The sequence below is a fragment of the Ruegeria sp. CDSA246 genome, assembly GCF_059611225.1.
In genome coordinates this window covers 156,322-176,080 of record NZ_JBXWPD010000006.1, presented here as the reverse complement: position 1 = coordinate 176,080, position 19,759 = coordinate 156,322, and the positions used below count along the sequence as shown (strand labels likewise).

Annotated in this window: 23 protein-coding genes; 10 read left to right on the top strand and 13 right to left on the bottom strand. The window is 57.1% G+C overall.

Features of this window, described 5'->3' with window-relative positions:
- Positions 1 to 125 precede the first annotated feature (125 nt).
- The gene (recO, locus tag AC2FI9_RS09550) at positions 126 to 851 is read left to right on the top strand and encodes a DNA repair protein RecO (RefSeq protein ID WP_496767170.1); all 726 of its coding nucleotides are present in this window, start codon (positions 126 to 128) and stop codon (positions 849 to 851) included.
- On the opposite strand, the gene AC2FI9_RS09545 is transcribed toward recO, so the two are convergent.
- From AC2FI9_RS09545 to AC2FI9_RS09535, 3 genes are all read right to left on the bottom strand, one after another.
- On the bottom strand, positions 835 to 1,227 hold the full coding sequence (locus tag AC2FI9_RS09545; RefSeq protein WP_496767168.1) for an META domain-containing protein: 393 nt from the start codon (positions 1,225 to 1,227) through the stop codon (positions 835 to 837). The genes recO and AC2FI9_RS09545 overlap by 17 nt on opposite strands.
- A 49-nt stretch (positions 1,228 to 1,276) precedes the next feature.
- Positions 1,277 to 1,831 (bottom strand): hypothetical protein, encoded by a 555-nt coding sequence (locus tag AC2FI9_RS09540; protein ID WP_496767167.1) that lies wholly within the window; start codon positions 1,829 to 1,831, stop codon positions 1,277 to 1,279.
- Between the two features lie 217 nt (positions 1,832 to 2,048).
- A complete protein-coding gene (locus AC2FI9_RS09535; protein ID WP_496767166.1) occupies positions 2,049 to 3,740 on the bottom strand; it encodes an acyl-CoA dehydrogenase family protein in 1,692 nt (563 codons plus the stop codon).
- 145 nt (positions 3,741 to 3,885) lie between these two features.
- Between AC2FI9_RS09535 and AC2FI9_RS09530 the strand changes: the two genes are divergently transcribed.
- Positions 3,886 to 4,650, top strand: a complete 765-nt coding sequence (locus AC2FI9_RS09530) for a sulfite exporter TauE/SafE family protein (protein WP_496727074.1) — start codon at positions 3,886 to 3,888, stop codon at positions 4,648 to 4,650.
- Here the strand turns inward: AC2FI9_RS09530 and AC2FI9_RS09525 are convergent.
- From AC2FI9_RS09525 to AC2FI9_RS09515, 3 genes are all read right to left on the bottom strand, one after another.
- Positions 4,647 to 5,111 (bottom strand): hypothetical protein, encoded by a 465-nt coding sequence (locus tag AC2FI9_RS09525; protein WP_496727075.1) that lies wholly within the window; start codon positions 5,109 to 5,111, stop codon positions 4,647 to 4,649. The genes AC2FI9_RS09530 and AC2FI9_RS09525 overlap by 4 nt on opposite strands.
- 111 nt (positions 5,112 to 5,222) lie before the next feature.
- Positions 5,223 to 5,513 carry a hypothetical protein gene (locus tag AC2FI9_RS09520; RefSeq protein ID WP_058273655.1) on the bottom strand — a complete coding sequence of 97 codons (291 nt, stop codon included), beginning with the start codon at positions 5,511 to 5,513 and terminating at the stop codon, positions 5,223 to 5,225.
- A gap of 369 nt (positions 5,514 to 5,882) precedes the next feature.
- A complete protein-coding gene (locus AC2FI9_RS09515; RefSeq protein ID WP_496767165.1) occupies positions 5,883 to 7,481 on the bottom strand; it encodes a phosphoenolpyruvate carboxykinase in 1,599 nt (532 codons plus the stop codon).
- Positions 7,482 to 7,829: 348 nt separating this feature from the next.
- Here AC2FI9_RS09515 and AC2FI9_RS09510 point away from each other — a divergent pair, with 348 nt between their 5' ends.
- From AC2FI9_RS09510 to AC2FI9_RS09480, 7 genes are read left to right on the top strand one after another with little or no spacing between them, the layout of a single operon-like run.
- On the top strand, positions 7,830 to 8,534 hold the full coding sequence (locus tag AC2FI9_RS09510; RefSeq protein ID WP_496727077.1) for a response regulator transcription factor: 705 nt from the start codon (positions 7,830 to 7,832) through the stop codon (positions 8,532 to 8,534).
- Between the two features lie 32 nt (positions 8,535 to 8,566).
- Positions 8,567 to 10,276 (top strand): sensor histidine kinase, encoded by a 1,710-nt coding sequence (locus AC2FI9_RS09505; RefSeq protein ID WP_496727078.1) that lies wholly within the window; start codon positions 8,567 to 8,569, stop codon positions 10,274 to 10,276.
- Between the two features lie 3 nt (positions 10,277 to 10,279).
- Positions 10,280 to 10,750 (top strand): HPr kinase/phosphorylase, encoded by a 471-nt coding sequence (locus AC2FI9_RS09500; protein WP_496727079.1) that lies wholly within the window; start codon positions 10,280 to 10,282, stop codon positions 10,748 to 10,750.
- Complete coding sequence (gene rapZ, locus AC2FI9_RS09495; protein WP_496740303.1) at positions 10,747 to 11,628, top strand: RNase adapter RapZ; 882 nt, start codon at positions 10,747 to 10,749, stop codon at positions 11,626 to 11,628. Before AC2FI9_RS09500 ends, rapZ begins: the two co-directional genes overlap by 4 nt.
- The gene (locus AC2FI9_RS09490) at positions 11,625 to 12,017 is read left to right on the top strand and encodes a PTS sugar transporter subunit IIA (RefSeq protein WP_170561187.1); all 393 of its coding nucleotides are present in this window, start codon (positions 11,625 to 11,627) and stop codon (positions 12,015 to 12,017) included. The genes rapZ and AC2FI9_RS09490 overlap by 4 nt, the downstream gene beginning before the upstream one ends.
- Positions 12,018 to 12,034: 17 nt before the next feature.
- On the top strand, positions 12,035 to 12,304 hold the full coding sequence (locus AC2FI9_RS09485; protein WP_058273259.1) for an HPr family phosphocarrier protein: 270 nt from the start codon (positions 12,035 to 12,037) through the stop codon (positions 12,302 to 12,304).
- A gap of 39 nt (positions 12,305 to 12,343) precedes the next feature.
- Complete coding sequence (locus tag AC2FI9_RS09480; protein WP_496727082.1) at positions 12,344 to 13,243, top strand: lysophospholipid acyltransferase family protein; 900 nt, start codon at positions 12,344 to 12,346, stop codon at positions 13,241 to 13,243.
- Between the two features lie 72 nt (positions 13,244 to 13,315).
- On the opposite strand, the gene AC2FI9_RS09475 is transcribed toward AC2FI9_RS09480, so the two are convergent.
- Entirely contained in the window at positions 13,316 to 14,191 is an 876-nt protein-coding gene (locus tag AC2FI9_RS09475; protein ID WP_058273257.1) for a 3-hydroxybutyryl-CoA dehydrogenase, read from the bottom strand.
- Between the two features lie 162 nt (positions 14,192 to 14,353).
- Between AC2FI9_RS09475 and AC2FI9_RS09470 the strand changes: the two genes are divergently transcribed.
- Positions 14,354 to 15,175 carry a DUF6473 family protein gene (locus tag AC2FI9_RS09470; RefSeq protein ID WP_496767164.1) on the top strand — a complete coding sequence of 274 codons (822 nt, stop codon included), beginning with the start codon at positions 14,354 to 14,356 and terminating at the stop codon, positions 15,173 to 15,175.
- A 60-nt stretch (positions 15,176 to 15,235) separates the two neighbouring features.
- Here AC2FI9_RS09470 and AC2FI9_RS09465 read toward each other — a convergent pair whose 3' ends face one another.
- From AC2FI9_RS09465 to AC2FI9_RS09440, 6 genes are all read right to left on the bottom strand, one after another.
- Positions 15,236 to 16,165 carry an electron transfer flavoprotein subunit alpha/FixB family protein gene (locus AC2FI9_RS09465; RefSeq protein WP_496737205.1) on the bottom strand — a complete coding sequence of 310 codons (930 nt, stop codon included), beginning with the start codon at positions 16,163 to 16,165 and terminating at the stop codon, positions 15,236 to 15,238.
- Complete coding sequence (locus tag AC2FI9_RS09460) at positions 16,165 to 16,923, bottom strand: electron transfer flavoprotein subunit beta/FixA family protein (RefSeq protein ID WP_058278923.1); 759 nt, start codon at positions 16,921 to 16,923, stop codon at positions 16,165 to 16,167. The genes AC2FI9_RS09465 and AC2FI9_RS09460 overlap by 1 nt, the downstream gene beginning before the upstream one ends.
- Positions 16,924 to 17,187: 264 nt before the next feature.
- Entirely contained in the window at positions 17,188 to 17,760 is a 573-nt protein-coding gene (locus tag AC2FI9_RS09455) for a cob(I)yrinic acid a,c-diamide adenosyltransferase (protein WP_058278922.1), read from the bottom strand.
- A gap of 3 nt (positions 17,761 to 17,763) precedes the next feature.
- Positions 17,764 to 17,964, bottom strand: coding sequence for a twin transmembrane helix small protein (locus AC2FI9_RS09450; protein ID WP_496740307.1), 201 nt, complete (start codon positions 17,962 to 17,964; stop codon positions 17,764 to 17,766).
- Between the two features lie 80 nt (positions 17,965 to 18,044).
- Positions 18,045 to 18,872: an SDR family NAD(P)-dependent oxidoreductase gene (locus AC2FI9_RS09445; RefSeq protein WP_496767163.1), complete on the bottom strand. Its 828-nt coding sequence runs from the start codon at positions 18,870 to 18,872 to the stop codon at positions 18,045 to 18,047.
- Between the two features lie 69 nt (positions 18,873 to 18,941).
- A complete protein-coding gene (locus AC2FI9_RS09440) occupies positions 18,942 to 19,568 on the bottom strand; it encodes an SH3 domain-containing protein (protein ID WP_496767162.1) in 627 nt (208 codons plus the stop codon).
- Positions 19,569 to 19,759 lie beyond the last annotated feature (191 nt).

The window sequence follows — 19,759 nt, the reverse complement described above, 5'->3', positions numbered from 1 at the left end:
ATCTGGCCCCTTGTTTAACAATATTGTTAATTAAGTATAGGAATGCCCGCAAGTCAAGCATTCGCGGTTGCGGCTGCCCGCAATGCCGGGTCAAGTTGAGCAAGGTAAACAGTGCGGAGGCCCAATTGGACTGGCGTGATCACGGCATACTTCTGACCTCTCGCGGCCATGGCGAGACAGCGGCGATTATCGAGGTCTTCACCGAGGGCCACGGTCGTCATGCAGGCGTCGTGCGCGGTGGCACCAGCCGCAAGATCGCTCCGATCCTGCAACCCGGTGCGCAACTGGATGTTTTGTGGCGGGCGCGGTTGGAAGAACACCTTGGCACATTTCAGGTTGAACCTTTGCGCTCCCGCGCAGCAGCGGCGTTTTCGGGTCGGATGGCGTTGGCAGGATTGAACGCGTCCGTTGCGCTGTTGTCTTTTTGCCTGCCAGAACGTGAACCGCATCCTGCAATCTACAAACAGACCGAACAGTTGTTGGATCTGCTGGGGCAGGACGAAATCTGGCCGCTGGCTTATCTACGCTGGGAATTGGCGTTGCTTGACGAACTGGGCTTTGGCCTGGACCTGTCGGCCTGTGCTGTGACCGGGGCGGCTGATGGGTTGGTCTATGTCTCACCCAAGACCGGCCGTGCCGTCAGTGCCAAGGGTGCCGGTGAATGGGCAGATAAGCTGTTGCCCCTGCCACCCTGTCTGCGCGGTGAAGGTCAAGCACCGGACGCTGAGATTGCCGCAGGGTTTAAGACCACCGGTTACTTTCTGGAGCACCATCTAGCCCCGTCCCTGGGGCATAACCCCTTGCCGGATGCGCGGGCAAGATTTGTGGATCAGTTCACTCGGCGGCTTTGAACACCATCTCGTGCCCGTCATCATTGCGTAGTATCAGCAGGTCGCCTGATACTTCGGACTGCGTCATCGCAATCAGCGCAGCGAAATAGAACCCTTCGGCCACAAGCCCGGCACAGGCCGCGCGTGTTGCGGTCAGGTCCATAATCTCGAACCAGGGGTAGGGCGCGTTCAGGGTGCCGCTATAGCTGTTGCACGGGGCGTTACCCGTGATCTTGCCCTCTTCGGGGAACTGCAACAAGGCGCTGGCCTCGAAAGGCTGCCCGTCAATTTCCTGCAGCACCCAAGTCTGGTCTGCAGCGCCATAGGCCGCAACGGATTCGTCCCTGTCGCACTGAAACAAGGCAATCAGGGGCAGTGTCAGGATCAGGCGTATCATACGGGTGTCTTACTTTCTTACTGGTGCCGAGGGAACCGGCGAAGCCAGCTTAGTAGGGGATCTCACCGCTGATAAGTTCTTCGCGAACGTCCAGGCGTGGCCTCCAGTTGTATCTGGTGTCCTCGCTTACCTGATCCCAAAACAACGCACCGCTGTTGCGCCATGGGTCAAGGATGATGCCGTCCTTCATTGCATCCCCCTTGGCGCTGATTGCTGCCGAGTGGTGGATGATCCGGAATGCGGTTGGCGGCGAGGTGGCCCAGTGGATGTCCAAAGTGCGGAAGTTTTCCTTCTGCAGGCGGCGACTCATGGCTTGTGCCCAGTCGTTGCACAACCCCTTTTCCCGGAACCCGTTGATGACCTTGGCGTTGTGGATAATCGCCGGGTCTGTGACGTTCCAATCCCGCTTCAGTTGCTGCGAATAGGTGTAGGCGATGTTGGCGGCCTTTTGCGCCTCGGCGGGATCGACTTGGGGGCCAAGGTTTTCGATCGCCAGTGCCAGCTCGTCCATCTCGGTGTAGCCCGCCACAGGTTGGGTTGTGGCGCATCCGCCCAGTATCAGGGCTGCAACGGTCGCCCAAAGCGCAAATAATAGTCGGGTCATTCTGTCATCACCATCCTTGGGCCCGGTCTGGGTCGCAGCGTGCCCTAAAGGGGTTTCAACAAAAAGCAAAGGGGGAAGTTTTTTCGGTCAAGGATCAGAAAAGGTCTCTATCTGGTCACAGATCGGATGGCATGAATTTCAAACTGGGGTACGGAATAAAGAAAATGACCCGGCGCAAGGCCGGGTCTAGTTGGGGAAACGGGATACCTAATTCCGGTTAGCCCAGCAAACGCCGTGCAATAACCTGTGCCTGAATTTCGGCAGCCCCTTCAAAAATATTTAGAATGCGCGCGTCACACAGAACGCGGCTGATTTTGTATTCCAGAGCGAACCCGTTGCCGCCATGGATCTGCAGGCCGTTGTCAGCCGCAGCCCAGGCCACACGAGCGCCAAGCAGCTTGGCCATACCGGCCTCAAGGTCGCAGCGATGACCGTGGTCTTTTTCCCAGGCCGAGAAATATGTCAGCTGACGTGCGATCATGATTTCGACCGCCATCATGGCCAGTTTGCCGGACACGCGGGGGAAGTTGATCAGCGACTTGCCAAATTGCTTACGATCCTGCGCGTATTGCATCGCGATATCCAGCGCGCTTTGGGCGACCCCAATGGCGCGGGCGGCGGTCTGAATGCGTGCGCTTTCGAAGGTTTCCATAAGCTGTTTAAAGCCTTTGCCTTCTTCACCGCCCAGCAGGTTTTCACCTTTGACTTTGAAACCGTCAAAGCCCAGCTCGTATTCCTTCATGCCGCGATAGCCCAAAACTTCGATCTCACCGCCGGTCATGCCGGGGGTGGGGAAAGGGTTCTCATCTGTGCCCGGCGTCTTCTCCGCAAGGAACATGGACAGACCGCGGTGATCGGTGGTGTCCGGGTTGGTCCGGGCCAGCAGCGTCATCACATGGGTCCGCGCCGCGTGGGTGATCCAGGTTTTGTTGCCGGTGATTTCATAGTCACCGTCCGCGTTCTTGACCGCACGTGCACGCAGGCTGCCCAGATCCGAGCCGGTGTTTGGTTCGGTGAAAACTGCGGTCGGCAGAATTTCGGCGCTGGCCAGTTTTGGCAGCCAGTTGGCTTTTTGTTCATCGGTGCCGCCCGCGATTATCAGCTCGGCCGCGATTTCGGAGCGCGTACCAAGAGAGCCCACGCCGATATAGCCGCGTGACAGTTCCTCGGACACGACGCACATCGAGGCTTTGGACAAGCCGAAGCCGCCAAATTCTTCGGGGATGGTCAGGCCAAAGACACCCATTTCCGCCAGTTCCTCGATGACTTCCATCGGGATCAGTTCGTCTTTGAGGTGCCAGTCATGAGCGTGGGGCTCGACCTTTTCGACCGCATAGCGGCGGAACTGGTCACGGATCATCTCAAGCTCTTCGTCCAGACCCGAGGCACCGAACATGGTGGCACCTGCCTGATCTTCCATCAGCTTGACCAGACGGCTGCGGGCGGCCTGAGAATTGGCCTGCGCCATCAGTGTTTGAATTTCGGGGATCTGAAAACCGGAAAGCGCGTCCCAGCCAAGACCCATGTCCTGAAGGCGGACAACCTCGCCCTGGTTCATCGGAATGCCGCCTGCAACCTGGTGCAGGTATTCGCCAAAGGCGATTTGGAGCAGCAACTGTTCGATTTCACCGAACTTGCCTTCGGCCTCCAGCGTTTCGGCCCAGCGTTGCATCTGTTTCAGGGACTGAGAATATGTGGCCAGCCATGACAAGCCATGGGCGGCAGTTTGATTGGCTTCGATCAAGGCACCGGAAACACGGCCATCGGCGGAAACCATACCGCGCACCGACTCGCGCGCACGCTCGAACACTGTTTCAACGGCGGGTGCGGCCGCACGGGTCAGCGTCAGAAGATCGGGCAAAATCGCAGGTGTTGTCATCTGGGTCATATCCTGTCCGTCATGGGCCATGAATCGTGTCCTTTTCTCGTGTCGTCTGGTCATATCATGCTGCACGTGCAGCGCAACAAAAATACGTATTACGTTGCGAAAAAGTTCTAATATTTCTCGAACGTTTTTGCAGTGCAGCGCCCGTCAGGAATGATATCAGGGGGCCATGACATTGTTTTCTTTATTACCTCCACAGGATCTTCTGCTGGCTCTGAGCGTTGCGTTTCTGGCAGGGTGGGTCAAAGGTATCGTCGGTTTTGCCATGCCGATGGTTATGGTTTCAGGGTTGAGTGTCTTTCTGCCGCCCGAGTTGGCCATCGCGGGTCTGATCCTTCCGACACTGGTAACTAATGTCTTTCAGGCTTTGGGACAGGGTGTTTCCGCGGCCGTGTCGTCGGTCAGGGAGTTTCGTATATTTCTGATTGTGGGCTTGGTGTTCCTTCTGGCCGGAGCCAAGCTGGTCACTTTGGTGCCGACATCGACCTTCCTGTTGATGATCGGCGTTCCAATCACCTTCTTTGCCTTGATCCAGGTCCTGGGTGTGAAACTGGTGCTGAAAGAACCATCGGCCCGTGTTGAGGTTCTCATTGGGGCCGTCGCAGGATTTGTGGGCGGTATGTCTGGTATTTGGGGGCCGCCAACGGTGGCGTACCTGACGGCCCTGAACACACCGAAAGCCGTGCAAATGCGGGTACAGGGGGTTATCTATGGGCTGGGCGCAATTGCCTTGATGGTCGCCCATATGGGATCAGGTATCCTGCGGGCCGACACGGCGCCGTTCTCGGCTGCTCTGATCGCTCCAGCAGTGATCGGGATGTGGGTGGGTATGCAGTTGCAATCGAGAATCGATCAGGCGTTGTTTCGCAAAGTAACTTTGGTTGTGCTGTTGGCCGCTGGATTGAACCTGCTGCGCCGCGGTCTGATGGGTTAAGTTCTGCGGTCCATATACCGAAACGCGAAGTAAAGCCCCAGCATCAGGAAAAACAGCCCTGAGATATCGCCGATCAGAAAGGCGATGTACTCTACCCCTGCGCTGCCAAAACTCATGTTTGTCATAGCGGATGCCAAGAACGACGTGATCACGCCGACACCCATGACGCACAACCAGCAGGGTTTGCGATCGGGTCTGGGGAACAAGTCCCAACCTGCCCACTTGAGCAAGTAGAACACGGTGGGAACCGTTGTGACCGCGATGACAATTGCCAACAAGCGGCTGGGCAAAAAGACATCCGCACCCCCCAGGAATGCAAAGACTGCAAAGACGCCCGGCAACAATGCGAAAATCGCACGCCACCCTAATAGCCACGCCGCCAGGACCCGAACCCCGTGAGGTAGGAACAGCAGGCTGGCCCGGCTTGGATATTCCGGAAAGAACACGTTTTGCAGCGGCATCAAGACCTCAAAGGTGAGGAATGATGCAACTATGTAAGCCAGTGAGGCGAAGAAAGTGTCAGAGGCCCATCTGCGCACGATGATTAGCCATCAACACGCAGGTTGGCGGTGTCACCTGGGCGCATGTACGATATACCGCCCCCGGTTGGCATTGCCGCTTTGGGACAGATAGCCCTTTTGAACCAGCGATTTCAGCGCGCGGAAGAATGTCGGGCGCGAGACGCTCTGAACAAGGGTGTGCTCGATCAGACCGAAGGTGCGGACTTCTTGATCGGCTTTCGACAATTCTTCGGCCGCGTAGTAAATGTCACGCTCAACCGGAGAGAGTTGTTCCAGTCCAAGGGTCCGTTCCATACTTTGCATCAGTTTGCGAAGTTCGGTCAGTTTCGAGATTTCCGTCATTTGCCTACCTGTTGTTTTCCTTGCCGCCTTTCGCGCTGGAGCGAAAGTTAGAAACTCGCTGAAACAGAATTTTTCCAGCATGTCTCATATTGACACCCATCCCCGATGGATTAAACTAGATACCTGATTAGGTTGCTCAAATCGCGAATGTGAGTGCGCGCTTATTGAGTGTCCCCAAGGTCTTTTTACTTCCCGCCCGGTGCGCAAGCGCCGGGCTTTTACGTCATAATGACACAGTGAAGTACTGCAATCTGCTGCAGCGGGCAATGAATTTGTATATGCTTGGTGCATTATACAACCACAGGAAGATTGCAGAAAGGTTACTCGCCCGGAGAAAAGAAAAGGGGCGAAAACCGCCCCCTTTGGATATCAACCGATTGCTACGGCTTTGATGTCATCATCAATAAAGGGCAGGTACTGCTCAAAGTTCTCTGCAAACATCTGCACCAGTTTTTCCGCTTGCTTGTCGAATGCGGCCTGATCATCCCAGGTGCGGCGCGGATCCAGCAGAACTTCGGCCACACCGGGCACGGAGACCGGGACGTCAAATCCGAAATTGGCGTCCTTGCGGAATTCGGCGTCGCGCAGCGATCCTTCCAAGGCAGCTGTCAGCAACGCGCGGGTCGCGCGGATTGGCATACGGCTGCCGACACCATAGGCACCACCTGTCCAGCCAGTGTTCACCAGCCAGCAAGTCGCACCATGCTGGGCGATCTTGTCGCGCAACAGGTTGCCGTATTCTTCCGGGCGACGCGGCATGAAGGGCGCGCCGAAGCAGGTTGAGAAGGTGGGCTGAGGCTCGGTGACGCCACGCTCTGTACCCGCTACTTTCGAGGTGAAGCCCGACAGAAAGTGATACATCGCCTGTGCTGGGGTCAGCCGCGCGATCGGAGGAAGGACACCAAATGCGTCACAAGTCAGCATGATGATGTTCTTGGGATGCCCACCCAGCGCGCTGCTCGAGGCGTTCGAGATATACTCCAGCGGATAGGCGCAGCGCATGTTTGCAGTCAGCGAGTCATCCTCGAAATCCAATTCCTTGGTTTCGGGGTCAAAGACCATGTTCTCGATCACAGTACCGAATTTGCTGGTGGTCGCGTAGATCTCCGGCTCGGCTTCGGCGTTCAGATTGATGGTCTTGGCATAGCAACCGCCTTCGAAGTTGAAGGTGCCGCGATCCGACCAGCCATGCTCGTCATCGCCGATCAACGTGCGGGCAGGGTCTGCCGACAGGGTGGTCTTGCCAGTGCCGGACAGGCCAAAGAACACCGCGGTGTCGACCGGGTTGCCAACGGCGTGGTTGGCCGAGCAATGCATCGGCATTACGCCTTTTTCGGGCAGCATGTAGTTCAGCAGGGTGAAGACAGACTTTTTGTTCTCCCCCGCGTACTCGGTGCCGCCAATCAGGATCAGCTTGCGGTCGAAGTTCAGCGCAATCACGGTCTCACTGTGGCAGCCATGCTTGGCCGGGTCGGCCTGGAAGCTGGGGCAGTTGATGACGGTGAAATCTGCAATGAACTCTTCCAGATCTTCGCGATCCGGACGGCGCAGCAAGTGGCGGATGAACAGGTTGTGCCATGCCAGTTCGGTGACCATGCGCACATTGATCGAATAGGCGGGATCGGCGCCGCCGACAAGATCCTGCACAAAGTAGTCACGGCCCTTCATATGCTCGATCATATCGGCATACAGCGCGTCAAACCCTTCGGGGGTCATCGCGGCGTTGTTTTCCCACCAGATTGTGTCGGCAACACTGTCGGTTTTGACGACGTGTTTGTCCTTGGGCGAACGGCCGGTGAATTTGCCGGTGGTGACCAGGAATGCGCCGCCATTGCCAAGAGTGCCTTCGCCGCGCTTCAGCGCTTCTTCGATCAGCGCCGGTTCCATGAAGTTGTAATAGACATTGCCCAGACCCTCGATGCCCTGATCTTCGAGGCGGAATTGCGGGTTAACCCGTCCAGATGTCATGCGTTTCTTCTCCTGTGGCGGCGCGTCGGCGGTTGGGCCGGGGGGCGCACTTGGGGCAGTATACCGGGAAAAACCGGCGGATAAGCGGGTCTTAACATGGTCGTTTGGGGCATGAACAGGACGGTTTGGCGCAGTTAGCGCAACCAAGTTAAAGTTTAGCGCCACCACTAATTTCCTGTCGGAAAACAAGGCGCTTTTCCGCGCGCATTAACGGCTTTTTTGCCGCATCTGTGTGACAACAATCTCACGATTCGCAGATACGGATTGATTCGCGGCCATAAAAACGACAAAGATGCCCTACTAATAAGCGAATTATTGCGTGAGTGAGCAGGAATAGGGGTTAACCCGATGTCGAAGATTGCATTGGTGGACGACGACAGAAATATTCTGACGTCCGTATCCATGACACTCGAAGCCGAAGGGTTCGAGGTTGAAACTTATAATGATGGGCAGGCGGCGCTGGACGCTTTCAACAAGAAACTGCCTGATATGGCTGTTCTGGATATTAAGATGCCGCGGATGGATGGGATGGATCTGTTGCAGCGGCTGCGGCAGAAAACTCAGATGCCGGTGATATTCCTTACCTCCAAAGATGACGAAATAGATGAGGTTCTTGGCCTGCGCATGGGCGCGGACGACTACGTCAAGAAACCCTTTTCCCAGCGTCTTCTGGTTGAACGCATCCGCGCGCTGCTGCGCCGGCAAGAGGCGACAACTGGCGATGTGGCAACCGCCAACACAGGTGACGCCAAGGTTATGGAACGCGGCGATCTGCGGATGGATCCTCTGCGCCATGCGGTCAGCTGGAAGGGCTCGGACGTATCTTTGACCGTCACCGAGTTTCTGTTGTTGCAAGCGTTGGCTCAGCGACCGGGCTTTGTCAAAAGCCGCGATCAGCTGATGGATGTGGCCTATGATGATCAGGTCTATGTAGACGACCGTACGATCGACAGCCACATCAAGCGGCTGCGCAAGAAAATGCGCGCCGCAGATCCCGAGTTTTCGGCGATCGAAACACTGTACGGAATTGGGTACAGGTACAACGAAGAATAGGCGTGGCCAAATACTAGGGGTAACCAAGTCTCGTGCGCGATACGGAACAAGCCAGCGAATTGCGGGACGGTGATGTCGTTCTGGGGGATGATTGGGTCATCCCGCAGGATCCCGAGTCAGCCGAACTTCGGCACGCGCGCCGCCGCCGCGGCTTCTTTGCAATGCGCGGCTCGCCACTTGCGCGCAAGATCATCACGCTCAACCTGATCGCCTTGGTGATCCTTGTCACAGGGTTGCTGTATCTGGACGATTCCCGTGATGAGCAGGTTCAGCAGACCGCGCGCAATCTGATCGGGGATGCGCAGTTGGTCAGCAACGTGTTCGAAGCACAGTTGCGCCAGACAGCATCCGGCCTGTCACAGGATGCCGGCACACTGGACGTAAAGGACACGCTGGAGGGCCTCACATTGCCCCAAGGGGGCGAGGTCTTTGTCTATGACGAACGGGGAACTCTGATTGGATGGGCGCGTGGCGCAGCATCCGAGCAGGCGCTGCTAGCGTCCGAGTCCGAGGTTCAGACCGGCAGTACCTTGATCAGCGACGCCTTGAACGCCGTGTGGACGGGTTTGTCGCGCGTGTTCACCTCCACAGAACCCAGCGAAGCGCCTACTCTGGCGCAACGGGTTCAGACCATAGTTCCCGGCGCGCTGCAGGGGCAGATGCAGGTGCAGGCCGTCAAGGATGACTTTGGCGAAACGGTCATTGTTGCAGCCGCCCCGATCCTGCAAGATGGCGTCGCGGTAGGGGCCGTTGCCATGGCCGGGCCATCCGGAGAGATTGACGCCCTCGCCCGTCGCGAGCAGGAGCGCATCCTTCAGATGTTTGTTGTCGCGCTTCTTGTGTCGATCGGACTTAGCCTTGTTCTCGCCTCTACCATCGCAAACCCGTTGGCGGATCTTGCGGCGGCCGCCGAACTGGGTAAGGACCGGGGCGCCGGAGTGAACCCCGGCCGTATCCGCATCCCAGACCTGACCGCGCGTCCGGATGAAATCGGTCTGCTCAGCCGCGCGCTGCGGGGTATGGTCACCGCGCTTTATAACCGAATTGACGCGAACGAACAGTTCGCCGCTGATGTCGCGCATGAGATCAAGAACCCTCTGGCCAGCCTTCAGTCTGCCGTGGGCACGTTACGAATGGTCAAACGCGATGACCAACGTGAAAAGCTGATGGGTGTGATCGAACATGATGTTCGCCGTCTGGACCGTTTGGTCAGCGATATCTCGAACGCGTCCCGTCTGGATGCCGAACTGGTCAAGGAAGAAGAACAGCCGTTTGATCTGGTGAAGCTGGTTGGCAATATCAGCCAGTATCTGGGTGAAGATGCGCGGGCAAAGGGCATCGACTATATAACGGATCTGCCGCCCAATCCGATCGTAATCAACGGGCTGGAGGCGCGGCTGGCGCAGGTTTTTGTCAACCTGATTACCAATGCCACCTCGTTCTGCGAGGAAAGCGATGCGATCCGTGTCTGGGTCCGACGGCGCGAAAACAGGGTGCTGGTCGTGGTCGAAGACACCGGCCCCGGTATTCCTGAACAAGCCCTGACCAAGGTCTTCAAAAGGTTCTATTCCGAGCGTCCCGCCGAACACTTCGGAAACAACTCGGGCCTGGGGCTGGCAATCTCAAAGCAGATTGTCGAAGCACATGGTGGTGTGATCTGGGCTGAGAACATCCGACCAACCGACGCCGATATCACCTCGGACCCGCTGGGTGCGCGATTTGTTGTCGGGTTGCCTGTGTAAATTATGAACGCCCCGTCAATTTATGATTTGGAAGAACAGGACAGTGCCATACTCCACGCCAGTTGTGTGGCTGTCGGCGGGCGCGGTCTGCTGATTGTTGGCGCGGCAGGGGCGGGAAAATCCGCGCTGGTCTTGCAGATGATGGCGCTGGGTGCCGAACTTGTCGGTGATGACCGCGTGGCTTTACACAATAGCGGCGGTGAAGTGACCGCTGATGCGGCCCCGAATATCCGCGGCGTTGTTGAGGCCCGCGGTATCGGATTGTTGCGCGCGCCACCCGTAGGACCCGTGGATTTGCGATATGTGGTGGATCTGGACCAAAGGGAAGAAGCACGTTTGCCAGATCCGATCTCGATCCGAGCCCTGAGGCAAACAATCCCCTTGCTTCGCGGTAGCGGCGTTCCCAATTTGGCTTCAGCATTGATGCAACTGATGAAAATGGGGCGCGTAAACCCGGAATGGCCCAGCAAATGAAACAACAGCGGCGGATCGTTTTGATCACCGGTCCTTCGGGCGCTGGGCGGACGACGGCGATCCGTGTGCTTGAAGATTTGGGGTTCGAGGCCATCGACAATTTGCCGATGGGCCTTTTGATGCGCTTGTTGGACGGTCCGGAAAACGATCGGCCCATGGCATTGGGCATCGATGCCCGAAATCGCGATTTCTCGACCATTGGGTTCATTGATCTTGTTATGCGGCTGCGGCGGACCGAGCAGGTCGAGCTTACGGTTCTCTATCTTGATTGCCGAAACGAAGTGCTGCTGCAGCGGTTCTCGGAAACCCGAAGACGCCATCCCGTTGCGGCCAACGCAGGTCCTGAAGCCGGTGTGCTGCAGGAAAAAGAGCTGTTGGCCCCGATCCGTGAAATTGCCGACATTCTGATCGACACCAGCCAGATCAACGTTCACCAGTTGCGCAAGGAGGTCGAGCATTGGTTCGCTCCAGAAGGCGGCCGACATCTGGCGGTATCCATCGAGTCTTTTTCGTACAAACGCGGCTTGCCGCATGGGTTGGACATGGTTTTTGACTGCAGGTTTCTGGCCAACCCCTATTGGCGTCCGGAATTGCGGGCCGAAGATGGTCGAAACCCGGACGTGGCGCGCTATGTACAGTCTGACGCGAATTACGCGCCGTTTTTCGACCGCGTTGTCGATCTGCTGAAATTGTTGTTGCCCGCTTACCGCGCCGAAGGCAAAGCGCACCTTTCGGTGGCATTTGGGTGTACCGGAGGGCAACACAGATCGGTCGCAACCGCAGAAGCGGTCGCAAAGGCCCTTGCACAGGAGGGGCAGCAAGTGGCAATTAGGCACCGCGAAATGGAACGTCGATCGTTGAATGAGAGGCCGGATTGATCGGGATCGTACTCGTAGCACATGGCGGGCTGGCTCAGGAATATCTGGCCGCAATGCAGCATGTTGTCGGAAAGCAACCGGGCCTGGCCGCAATCTCGATCGAGGCTGACCACGACCGGGAAGCCAAGCAGTCGGAAATCTGCACCGCCGCTGACGGTGTGGATGTCGGCGACGGTGTGGTTGTTGTCACGGATCTGTTTGGCGGCAGCCCGTCGAATCTGAGTCTGAAGGCCTGCACCCCGCAGGACCGCCGTATCCTCTACGGTGCAAATCTGCCTATGCTGATAAAATTGGCCAAAAGTCGCCACCTGCCGATCGGGGATGCGGTTCGGCGGGCTATGGAGGCTGGACGCAAGTATATCAATGCCCAAAACGTGACGTTGGATTAAGACCGGATTGATTAAGAATGACCAACCGAAGCTTGAAAATAATCAATGAAAAAGGCCTGCACGCCCGCGCCTCGGCTAAGCTGGTCGAAGTGGTCGAGGGGTTTGACGCCCAGGCAGAGGTGTCCAAAGACGGGCTTTCTGCATCAGGGGACAGCATCATGGGTCTTTTGATGTTGGCAGCGTCTCGCGGAACGACTATTGACGTCGAGACGTCCGGACCGGATGCTGAGGCGTTGGCGGATGCATTAGAAACCCTTGTGAACGGAAAGTTCGGGGAAGGGTTCTGATCCTGCCAGTCGCGATACGAAGAACGGGAAAACCAGGAATTGGCGCAAACGACGCACGAGACCAAGACAGGCCCGGTGGTGGACGGGGCAGAAGATCAGGGCGAAATCTATGATCGCAGAACCCTGACCTACGCGAACTCCTTCGACGATGTCTGGACGTCTACAGCCATCCGCGCCATTGAATGGTGTACGGGTAAGCTGACTATCCTGCGGATGGTCAACAAGTTCGAGAAGAAGAACGAATACTATCGCGGCCAGCGGTTCTGGGGCGGCGCGCTTGAGGTTATGGGCATCAACCTCACTACTCCGAAGGAACAGTTTGCAAATATCCCGAAAACCGGACCCGTAGTTGTCGTGGCCAACCACCCGCATGGCATGGTCGACGGTATGATTCTGGCGGAACTGATCGGACAGGTTCGCAATGACTATCGTATCTTGACCCGTTCTGTCCTGACCGGGTTGGACGAGGCGGCGACCTCGTTCATGATCCCGGTTCCCTTTCCACACGACCCCGAAGCGCAAACCAAAATGCTTGAGATGCGCGGCAAGGCGATGGAACACCTGAAGGAAGGTGGCGTTGTTGCTCTGTTCCCGTCAGGTGTGGTGATGTCCTCGGACGACTGGTTCGGTCCTGCGCAAGAGCAGGAATGGAATGTGTTTACCGCCAAGATGATCCGCCGATCTGGCGCGCAGGTGGTTCCGATTTTCTTCCCCGGCAGCAATTCGCGCGCCTATCAGATTGCCAACAAGCTGTCGCCGATCTTACGGCAGGGGCTGCTGTTGCATGAGATCGTCCGCTCTTGCAACAAACCGCAATCTCCGGTGATTGGCGAACCGATTTCGGACGAGGAAATGAAGCTGTTGGAAAGTGATCCGCGCGGTTTCATGGCGTGGCTAAGAAAGCGCACAATGGCGCTTGGTAAATCACGCAATCCCTGATCCGCTCTTCATCTGGCTGAAAAAATCCCGGGGGTGAACCCGGATGAAAGCCGGTCGAGGGGGCTGGCCCCTCTAGCGCGTTGGGACCGGAGTTTCACCTCTGTAGTCATAAAACCCGCGTTCGGTCTTGCGGCCCAACCAGCCGGCTTCGACGTATTTCGTCAACAGTGGACAAGGCCGGTACTTGGTGTCTGCCAATCCGTCATGCAACACGTTCATGATCGCCAGGCAAGTGTCCAGCCCGATGAAATCAGCCAGTTCCAGTGGCCCCATCGGGTGGTTTGCACCCAGCCGCATCGATTGGTCAATCGACTGCACGCTGCCGACCCCTTCGTAGAGGGTGTAGACAGCCTCATTGATCATCGGCATCAGAATGCGGTTCACGATGAAGGCTGGGAAGTCTTCCGCGCTTGCTGCGGTTTTGCCAAGCCGGTCCACAACCGCCTTACACGATTTGAACGTCTCTTCATCCGTGGCAATCCCCCGGATCAGCTCGACCAGCTGCATCACGGGCACCGGGTTCATAAAGTGGAACCCCATGAAGCGTTCCGGCCGATCCGTTCGGCTGGCCAGGCGGGTAATCGAGATTGAGGACGTATTGGATGTCAGAATCGTATGGGGCAGAAGATGCGGCTGCAGGTCTTCGAAAATCGCCTGTTTGATTGCTTCCCGCTCGGTTGCGGCTTCGATCACCAGATCGGTCTGACCCAACTGGGGCAGCTCCAACGTCGTGTTGATCCGGCTCAGCGTGGCTTGCATCATTTCGTCCGAGATTTTGCCTTTTGAGGCCTGACGGGCCAGATTGCCTTCAATCGTCGCCACGGCGCTGTCCAGCGCGTCCTGCGAGACATCGTTCAGCAGAACGTCATACTCCGCCAGCGCCAGAACATGAGCAATGCCATTGCCCATCTGACCTGCGCCAATCACTCCGACCGATTTTACATCCATGTTCAGGTGCCTTTGTGTCTCGGGATACGGCGACAGTATCGACAGATCGGGGCGGGCGGCAAGGGGATCCGACTGTTCGATTTTGCTTCAAATGCGCACATTAGGATTTTCTCAAGACTTGCGGCTGCAAGATGGCAACCGGGTAAAAAATGGGTGAGTGATATGAGCTATTATCAAACAGGCTCGGGGGGACCTGGGCATGAGGTATGCCAATATGACGGATCGCGGCTGTGGTTTCGTGGCGCTCGGCGTGTTCTGGATCAACCTTACGCGGCCTGCGTCGGCGGGGATGAGACATTTGGGCGATTCGTCGACCGACCATTCTCAGCTATTCTCGAAGACGGGCTTGAAAGACGCGTTCTGAACTTTGGATGCCTGTTCAGCGGCGTCGATGCGCTGTGCGATGATAGGGGGTTATGCGATTTGCTAAGAGGCGCAGATCTGTGCGTCATGCAGGCGCCAAGGCTTCTTGGACAGTCCAACCATTTCTATCGCGTTCATTCCAGGCGCAATGACCGATTTCTGGCGCCAACGAAGGATTTGATCAGTCTGTATCCCGAAATCGACTTCACCGAGGTTCATTTCGTGCGCCACCTGATGAGCTGCCTGGAAAAGGTTCGCGACGCACGCATCGAAGTTGTTCTGGACGAATTGCGCCGAAACTGGGTTCGGAAGATCGGTAAATTTCTTCAAAGCCTGGAAATTCCGGTGATCCTCTTGCGCCTACACGTCCTTCGAGGAGAACTGGGCGCGCATCATATTGACAGCGCTAATGTCGGCGTAACGGATCAGATGATCAAAACCGTTGGCAAACCCTGCGCGGATATCGTCGACGTCAAAACACATGTGTGCGGCCAGTCTGATGAGATCGAGGATATGTTGTTCGGCACACTGCAACAGCCAATGGCAGAGCACATGATTGGCCCAGCTGCCCATCGGGCGATTGCGGCAGCTTTGATGCGGCGTATACGCAATTTGCATTAAAAAAGGCCCGCCAATTGGCGGGCCTTTCCAAAATTCGCGATGAAAAAGCTAGACCAGCGGTTAGCCGAGTTTCTCGGTCAGTTCAGGCACGGCCTGGAACAGATCTGCAACCAGTCCGAAATCCGCAACCTGGAAGATCGGCGCTTCTTCGTCCTTGTTGATCGCAACGATGACTTTCGAGTCTTTCATACCAGCCAAGTGTTGAATCGCGCCCGAGATGCCGATCGCGACATACAGATCGGGTGCAACAACCTTACCGGTCTGACCGACCTGCCAGTCGTTCGGTGCATAGCCCGAGTCCACGGCGGCGCGCGATGCGCCAACAGCGGCGCCTAGCTTGTCAGCAAGACCTTCAATCAGTTTGAAGTCCTCTTCCGAGCCGACACCACGGCCGCCCGAGACAACAACGCCAGCCGAAGTCAGTTCCGGACGGTCGCTTGCGGCAACCTTGTCCTCGACCCACGAAGACAGGCCCGGGTTTTCGCCGACTGAGATGGTCTCGACAGCGGCCGAGCCGCCTTCGCCAGCCGCGTCAAAGGACGCGGTACGGAAGGTGACGACTTTCTTGGCGTCGTTCGATTTGACGGTCTGGATCGCGTTGCCCGCGTAGATCGGACGCTCAAAAGTCGAGCCGTCAACCACGCCGGATGCATCCGAGATCACCATCGCGTCCAGCAGGGCTGCAACGCGCGGCATCACGTTCTTGGCGTCGGTGGTGGCAGGCGCAACGATGTGCTCGTAACCATCAGCCAGACCCACGATCAGGGCCGCGGTCGATTCAGCCAGGCGGTGACCCAGCGACGCGTCTTCGGCAACCAGTACCTTGGACACACCGTCGATCTTGGCGGCGGCCTCACCGGCAGCAGCGGCAGAACCGCCCGCGGCCAGAACGGTGATGTCACCCAGTGCCTTTGCGGCAGTGACAGCCTTGGCGGTGGCGTCCATCGCCAGTTCGCCGTTGTTGACTTCTGCGAGAAGAAGAACAGCCATTACACAGCCCCCGCTTCTTTGAGTTTCTCGACCAGCTCATCAACCGAGCCGACGACGATACCAGCAGCACGTGCCGGCGGCTCTTCGGTTTTGACAACTTCCAAACGCGGTGTGACGTCGACGCCGTAATCGGCGGCGGTTTTCTCGTCCAGCGGCTTTTTCTTCGCCTTCATAATGTTCGGCAGAGACGCATAGCGCGGCTCGTTCAAGCGCAGGTCAACAGTGACGATGGTCGGCATCTTGACGCTGATGGTCTGCAGGCCGCCGTCTACTTCACGGGTGATCTTGGCGCTGTCGCCTTCGATGTCCAGCTCGGACGCGAAGGTGCCTTGCGACCAGCCCAGCAGGGCCGACAGCATCTGACCGGTAGCGTTCATGTCGTTGTCGATCGCTTGCTTACCAGCCAAAACGATGCCGGGTTGCTCTTCCTCGACCACTTTGGCCAGGATCTTGGCAACGGCCAGCGGTTCGATGTCTTGATGGACGTCATCGGCGGCAACAACCAGAATGGCGCGGTCAGCGCCCATGGCCAGTGCGGTGCGCAGGGTTTCCTGCGATTGCTTGACGCCAATCGAAACCGCAACGATTTCGTCAGCCTTGCCTGCTTCTTTCAGGCGAATCGCTTCTTCCACAGCGATTTCGTCGAACGGGTTCATCGACATTTTGACATTGGCGAGATCAACACCGCTACCGTCCGCTTTCACGCGAACTTTCACATTATAGTCAATCACGCGTTTGACAGGCACGAGTACCTTCATTTTGCGCTTGCTCCTCACAAAAAACGGTAAGCCGCGAAGCGACTCCACCAATGCTCTCGGGGGACTGAATAGCGTCTCAGTTCACGCTGCAACAGGGCAAAATCGTCACGTCATGAACTTGAGACGTCGCGTTTCATGTATTTTGACGCAACGGCGTGAAATTTTATTGCTTTGGTGGCCGGTGCCAGAGCTTTGGGCCCCACCCGTTTGGCTGGAGATTTGCTTTGTTGGTCGGTGCAGGGTTCGCCGGATCCCGCGTCGCCTTCAGCGGTTCGCGCCTGGTACCCACAAAACGTCCGCAGTGCCGTTTTCGTTGGCGCAGCGGGCGGCGACAAAAAACCAGTCACTCAGACGGTTGAGGTATTTTACCGCGACTGCATTCACGGGTTCCATGTTGGTCAGCTCGACCGCCAGACGTTCGGCGCGGCGGGATACGGTTCTGCAGACATGCAGATTCGCTGCCAGACGCGACCCGCCGGGCAAGATGAAGCTGCGCAGCGGCTCTAGCGTTTCGTTCATCACGTCAATCTCCGCCTCCAACCGATCGATCTGAGATGCAACGATGCGCAGGGGCGGGTAGTCCGCCTCGGCGTCTTTTTCCATGTCGGGGCGACAGAAATCTGCGCCCAGATCGAACAGGTCGTTTTGAATGCGCGCCAGGGCGGCATCGACGTCGCCTTCCGCCTCGGTCCGAGCAACGCCAACAAAAGCGTTCAGTTCGTCAACGGTCCCATACGCGGCCACGCGACCAGAATACTTGGCGACCCGTTCGCCGTTGCCCAGCGCAGTTTTTCCATCATCGCCGGTGCGGGTGTAAATCTTGTTCAGAACGACCATTTATTAAACTCCTTGTCCGCGCAGGTAGACGTAGAGCACGATCAGCACCACGGCAATGAACTGGAACAGGATGCGAAGGCGCATCATCTTGTTGCTTTTCATCGCAGCAGCTTTGCCGCTTTTGCCGAAATTGGAGATGCCGATCGCCAGCACGACGACGACCGCCGCCATGGCCAACAGCAAAATGACCATCAAAAGGTCCATAAGCACACCGTCCGCGTTTCTTGTTTCGTTAGGCTATCATCTAGCCTCATGTACATGAAAAGCGAACGGGTAATTTCGCCTCAGACGTCCGACAGAATGCGGTCGATGGTGCGGGTGGGCAAAAGGCGGCGCAGATACCCGGCGATGTAGGTTGGCGTGGTGACATAGTAGCGCGCGCGCGGCCTTTTTGATCCAACCGCATGGGCCAGCTTGTCGGTCACCGCTGATGCAGGCAGTTCGAAACGATCCGGGCCTGAGGATTCGTACAGTCTTTTCAACAGAGAAGCCTCGTATTTTTCGCGCAGGGCCGAGTTCTCCCAGTTGATGAAACGTTCAAAGAAGGGGATCGAATTCTCGCGGATTTTCGACGTGATTGGGCCGGGTTCGATCAGAATGGCCTTGATGTTCGTTCCGGCAAGTTCCAGACGCAGCGTGTCGGTAAGGCCTTCAATGGCATATTTTGTGGCGACATATGCGCCGCGCCATGGAAAGGCCACCAGGCCCAGAACCGACGAATTCTGAACGATTCGCCCATGTCCTTGCGCGCGCATGACTGGAATCACCAGCCGTGTCAGTTCATGCCAGCCAAAAAAGTTGGCCTCGAATATCACACGGAGCCCTTCGGTCGGCAGATCTTCAACTGCGCCGGGCAAGCCGTGCGCTCCGTTGTTGAACAGCGCATCCAGCGTACCTCCGGTGGCCTCAAGCACTTCGGTCAGGCCTGATGCGATACTTGCGGCGTCGGTATAGTCGATGCGCGGGCTTTCAAAGCCTTGCGCGCGCAGCCGGTCGCAATCACGCTGCTGGCGGCAGGATGCAAAGACACGCCAGCCGCGCGCACGCATACCGTGTGCCGCGTCCAGGCCGATGCCGGACGAGCAGCCGGTGATAAGAATGGTTTTCTGCATGATCTTCCTGACCTTCAATTCAGGCCAAAGCTATTGCGAGGTGAGGGTCAGGACAATGACGGTGCAGCGTCAGTTTTGAATTTTTCGAACCAGTGAGGCTGAAATCCAACCGACCTGTTGCGCGGGTAACACGCGCAGGCGCAGCCAGCCGGTTCCGGAATCGCTCAGCACCTCGACTTTCTGTCCGATGGCCGCTTTGCCGACAATTGGGTAAATGGTACCGGGTCCATCGCGCATGTTCACCCGCGTTCCCGAGATTTCGCGGATGTCTTTTTCAGGTTCGGGAATCGCCGCAGCCTCTGATGTTTCCGGCAGGGGCGCTTCATCGATCTGACGCAAACCCGCTACGCCGTCTTCCAGCGAAGCAAGCGTGATGTTTGCGCTCTGATCATCGAACACCGAAATGCCGGACAAAGACTGAAGGCCGGCTGGTTCGGCCACGATCTGCACGATCTCTTCGGTTTCAGGTTGGGGTTGTGCGCGCACCGTCGGTGCCCGAACGGCCACATTGGTCACAAGCTCTTCGGTCACAAGCTCTTCAACCCGAGCGGGTGCTACTGCTGCAGGTTGGGATACAGAGGCAACGCGCACAGGTTGATCGCTCCGCAAGCCGCGCGGTTCGAAATTTGGTCCACCGCTCATAACGTAAAAACACCAGCCAAGTGCAGTGAAAGTCAGAATAATAAGGCGCGTCATGGCGCATCCCCCAGGTCAATCGTTAGGTACAAGAAATCGGCAGCAGGCTAATGAAGACAGCCTACCATATTTCGGGGTCCGAGTCGAAAACCGGGGGAATTCCGGGACTTGTCTCCCCCTGTTGCAAAAAGCGCGACTTGTCCCCAGCAAAATCTAAGCTGATTGCTTTACCCGCGCGCGCTTGCGGCGTA

What these genes read in the sequence shown, in the direction of transcription:
- AC2FI9_RS09545 (WP_496767168.1), bottom strand. Translation starts at nt 1,227, where the DNA reads ATGATACGCCTGATCCTGACACTGCCCCTGATTGCCTTGTTTCAGTGC.
- AC2FI9_RS09540 (WP_496767167.1), bottom strand. Translation starts at nt 1,831, where the DNA reads ATGACCCGACTATTATTTGCGCTTTGGGCGACCGTTGCAGCCCTGATA.
- AC2FI9_RS09535 (WP_496767166.1), bottom strand. Translation starts at nt 3,740, where the DNA reads ATGGCCCATGACGGACAGGATATGACCCAGATGACAACACCTGCGATT.
- AC2FI9_RS09530 (WP_496727074.1), top strand. Translation starts at nt 3,886, where the DNA reads ATGACATTGTTTTCTTTATTACCTCCACAGGATCTTCTGCTGGCTCTG.
- AC2FI9_RS09525 (WP_496727075.1), bottom strand. Translation starts at nt 5,111, where the DNA reads ATGCCGCTGCAAAACGTGTTCTTTCCGGAATATCCAAGCCGGGCCAGC.
- AC2FI9_RS09520 (WP_058273655.1), bottom strand. Translation starts at nt 5,513, where the DNA reads ATGACGGAAATCTCGAAACTGACCGAACTTCGCAAACTGATGCAAAGT.
- AC2FI9_RS09515 (WP_496767165.1), bottom strand. Translation starts at nt 7,481, where the DNA reads ATGACATCTGGACGGGTTAACCCGCAATTCCGCCTCGAAGATCAGGGC.
- AC2FI9_RS09510 (WP_496727077.1), top strand. Translation starts at nt 7,830, where the DNA reads ATGTCGAAGATTGCATTGGTGGACGACGACAGAAATATTCTGACGTCC.
- AC2FI9_RS09500 (WP_496727079.1), top strand. Translation starts at nt 10,280, where the DNA reads ATGAACGCCCCGTCAATTTATGATTTGGAAGAACAGGACAGTGCCATA.
- rapZ (WP_496740303.1), top strand. Translation starts at nt 10,747, where the DNA reads ATGAAACAACAGCGGCGGATCGTTTTGATCACCGGTCCTTCGGGCGCT.
- AC2FI9_RS09485 (WP_058273259.1), top strand. Translation starts at nt 12,035, where the DNA reads ATGACCAACCGAAGCTTGAAAATAATCAATGAAAAAGGCCTGCACGCC.
- AC2FI9_RS09475 (WP_058273257.1), bottom strand. Translation starts at nt 14,191, where the DNA reads ATGGATGTAAAATCGGTCGGAGTGATTGGCGCAGGTCAGATGGGCAAT.
- AC2FI9_RS09470 (WP_496767164.1), top strand. Translation starts at nt 14,354, where the DNA reads ATGAGCTATTATCAAACAGGCTCGGGGGGACCTGGGCATGAGGTATGC.
- AC2FI9_RS09465 (WP_496737205.1), bottom strand. Translation starts at nt 16,165, where the DNA reads ATGGCTGTTCTTCTTCTCGCAGAAGTCAACAACGGCGAACTGGCGATG.
- AC2FI9_RS09460 (WP_058278923.1), bottom strand. Translation starts at nt 16,923, where the DNA reads ATGAAGGTACTCGTGCCTGTCAAACGCGTGATTGACTATAATGTGAAA.
- AC2FI9_RS09455 (WP_058278922.1), bottom strand. Translation starts at nt 17,760, where the DNA reads ATGGTCGTTCTGAACAAGATTTACACCCGCACCGGCGATGATGGAAAA.
- AC2FI9_RS09450 (WP_496740307.1), bottom strand. Translation starts at nt 17,964, where the DNA reads ATGGACCTTTTGATGGTCATTTTGCTGTTGGCCATGGCGGCGGTCGTC.
- AC2FI9_RS09445 (WP_496767163.1), bottom strand. Translation starts at nt 18,872, where the DNA reads ATGCAGAAAACCATTCTTATCACCGGCTGCTCGTCCGGCATCGGCCTG.
- AC2FI9_RS09440 (WP_496767162.1), bottom strand. Translation starts at nt 19,568, where the DNA reads ATGACGCGCCTTATTATTCTGACTTTCACTGCACTTGGCTGGTGTTTT.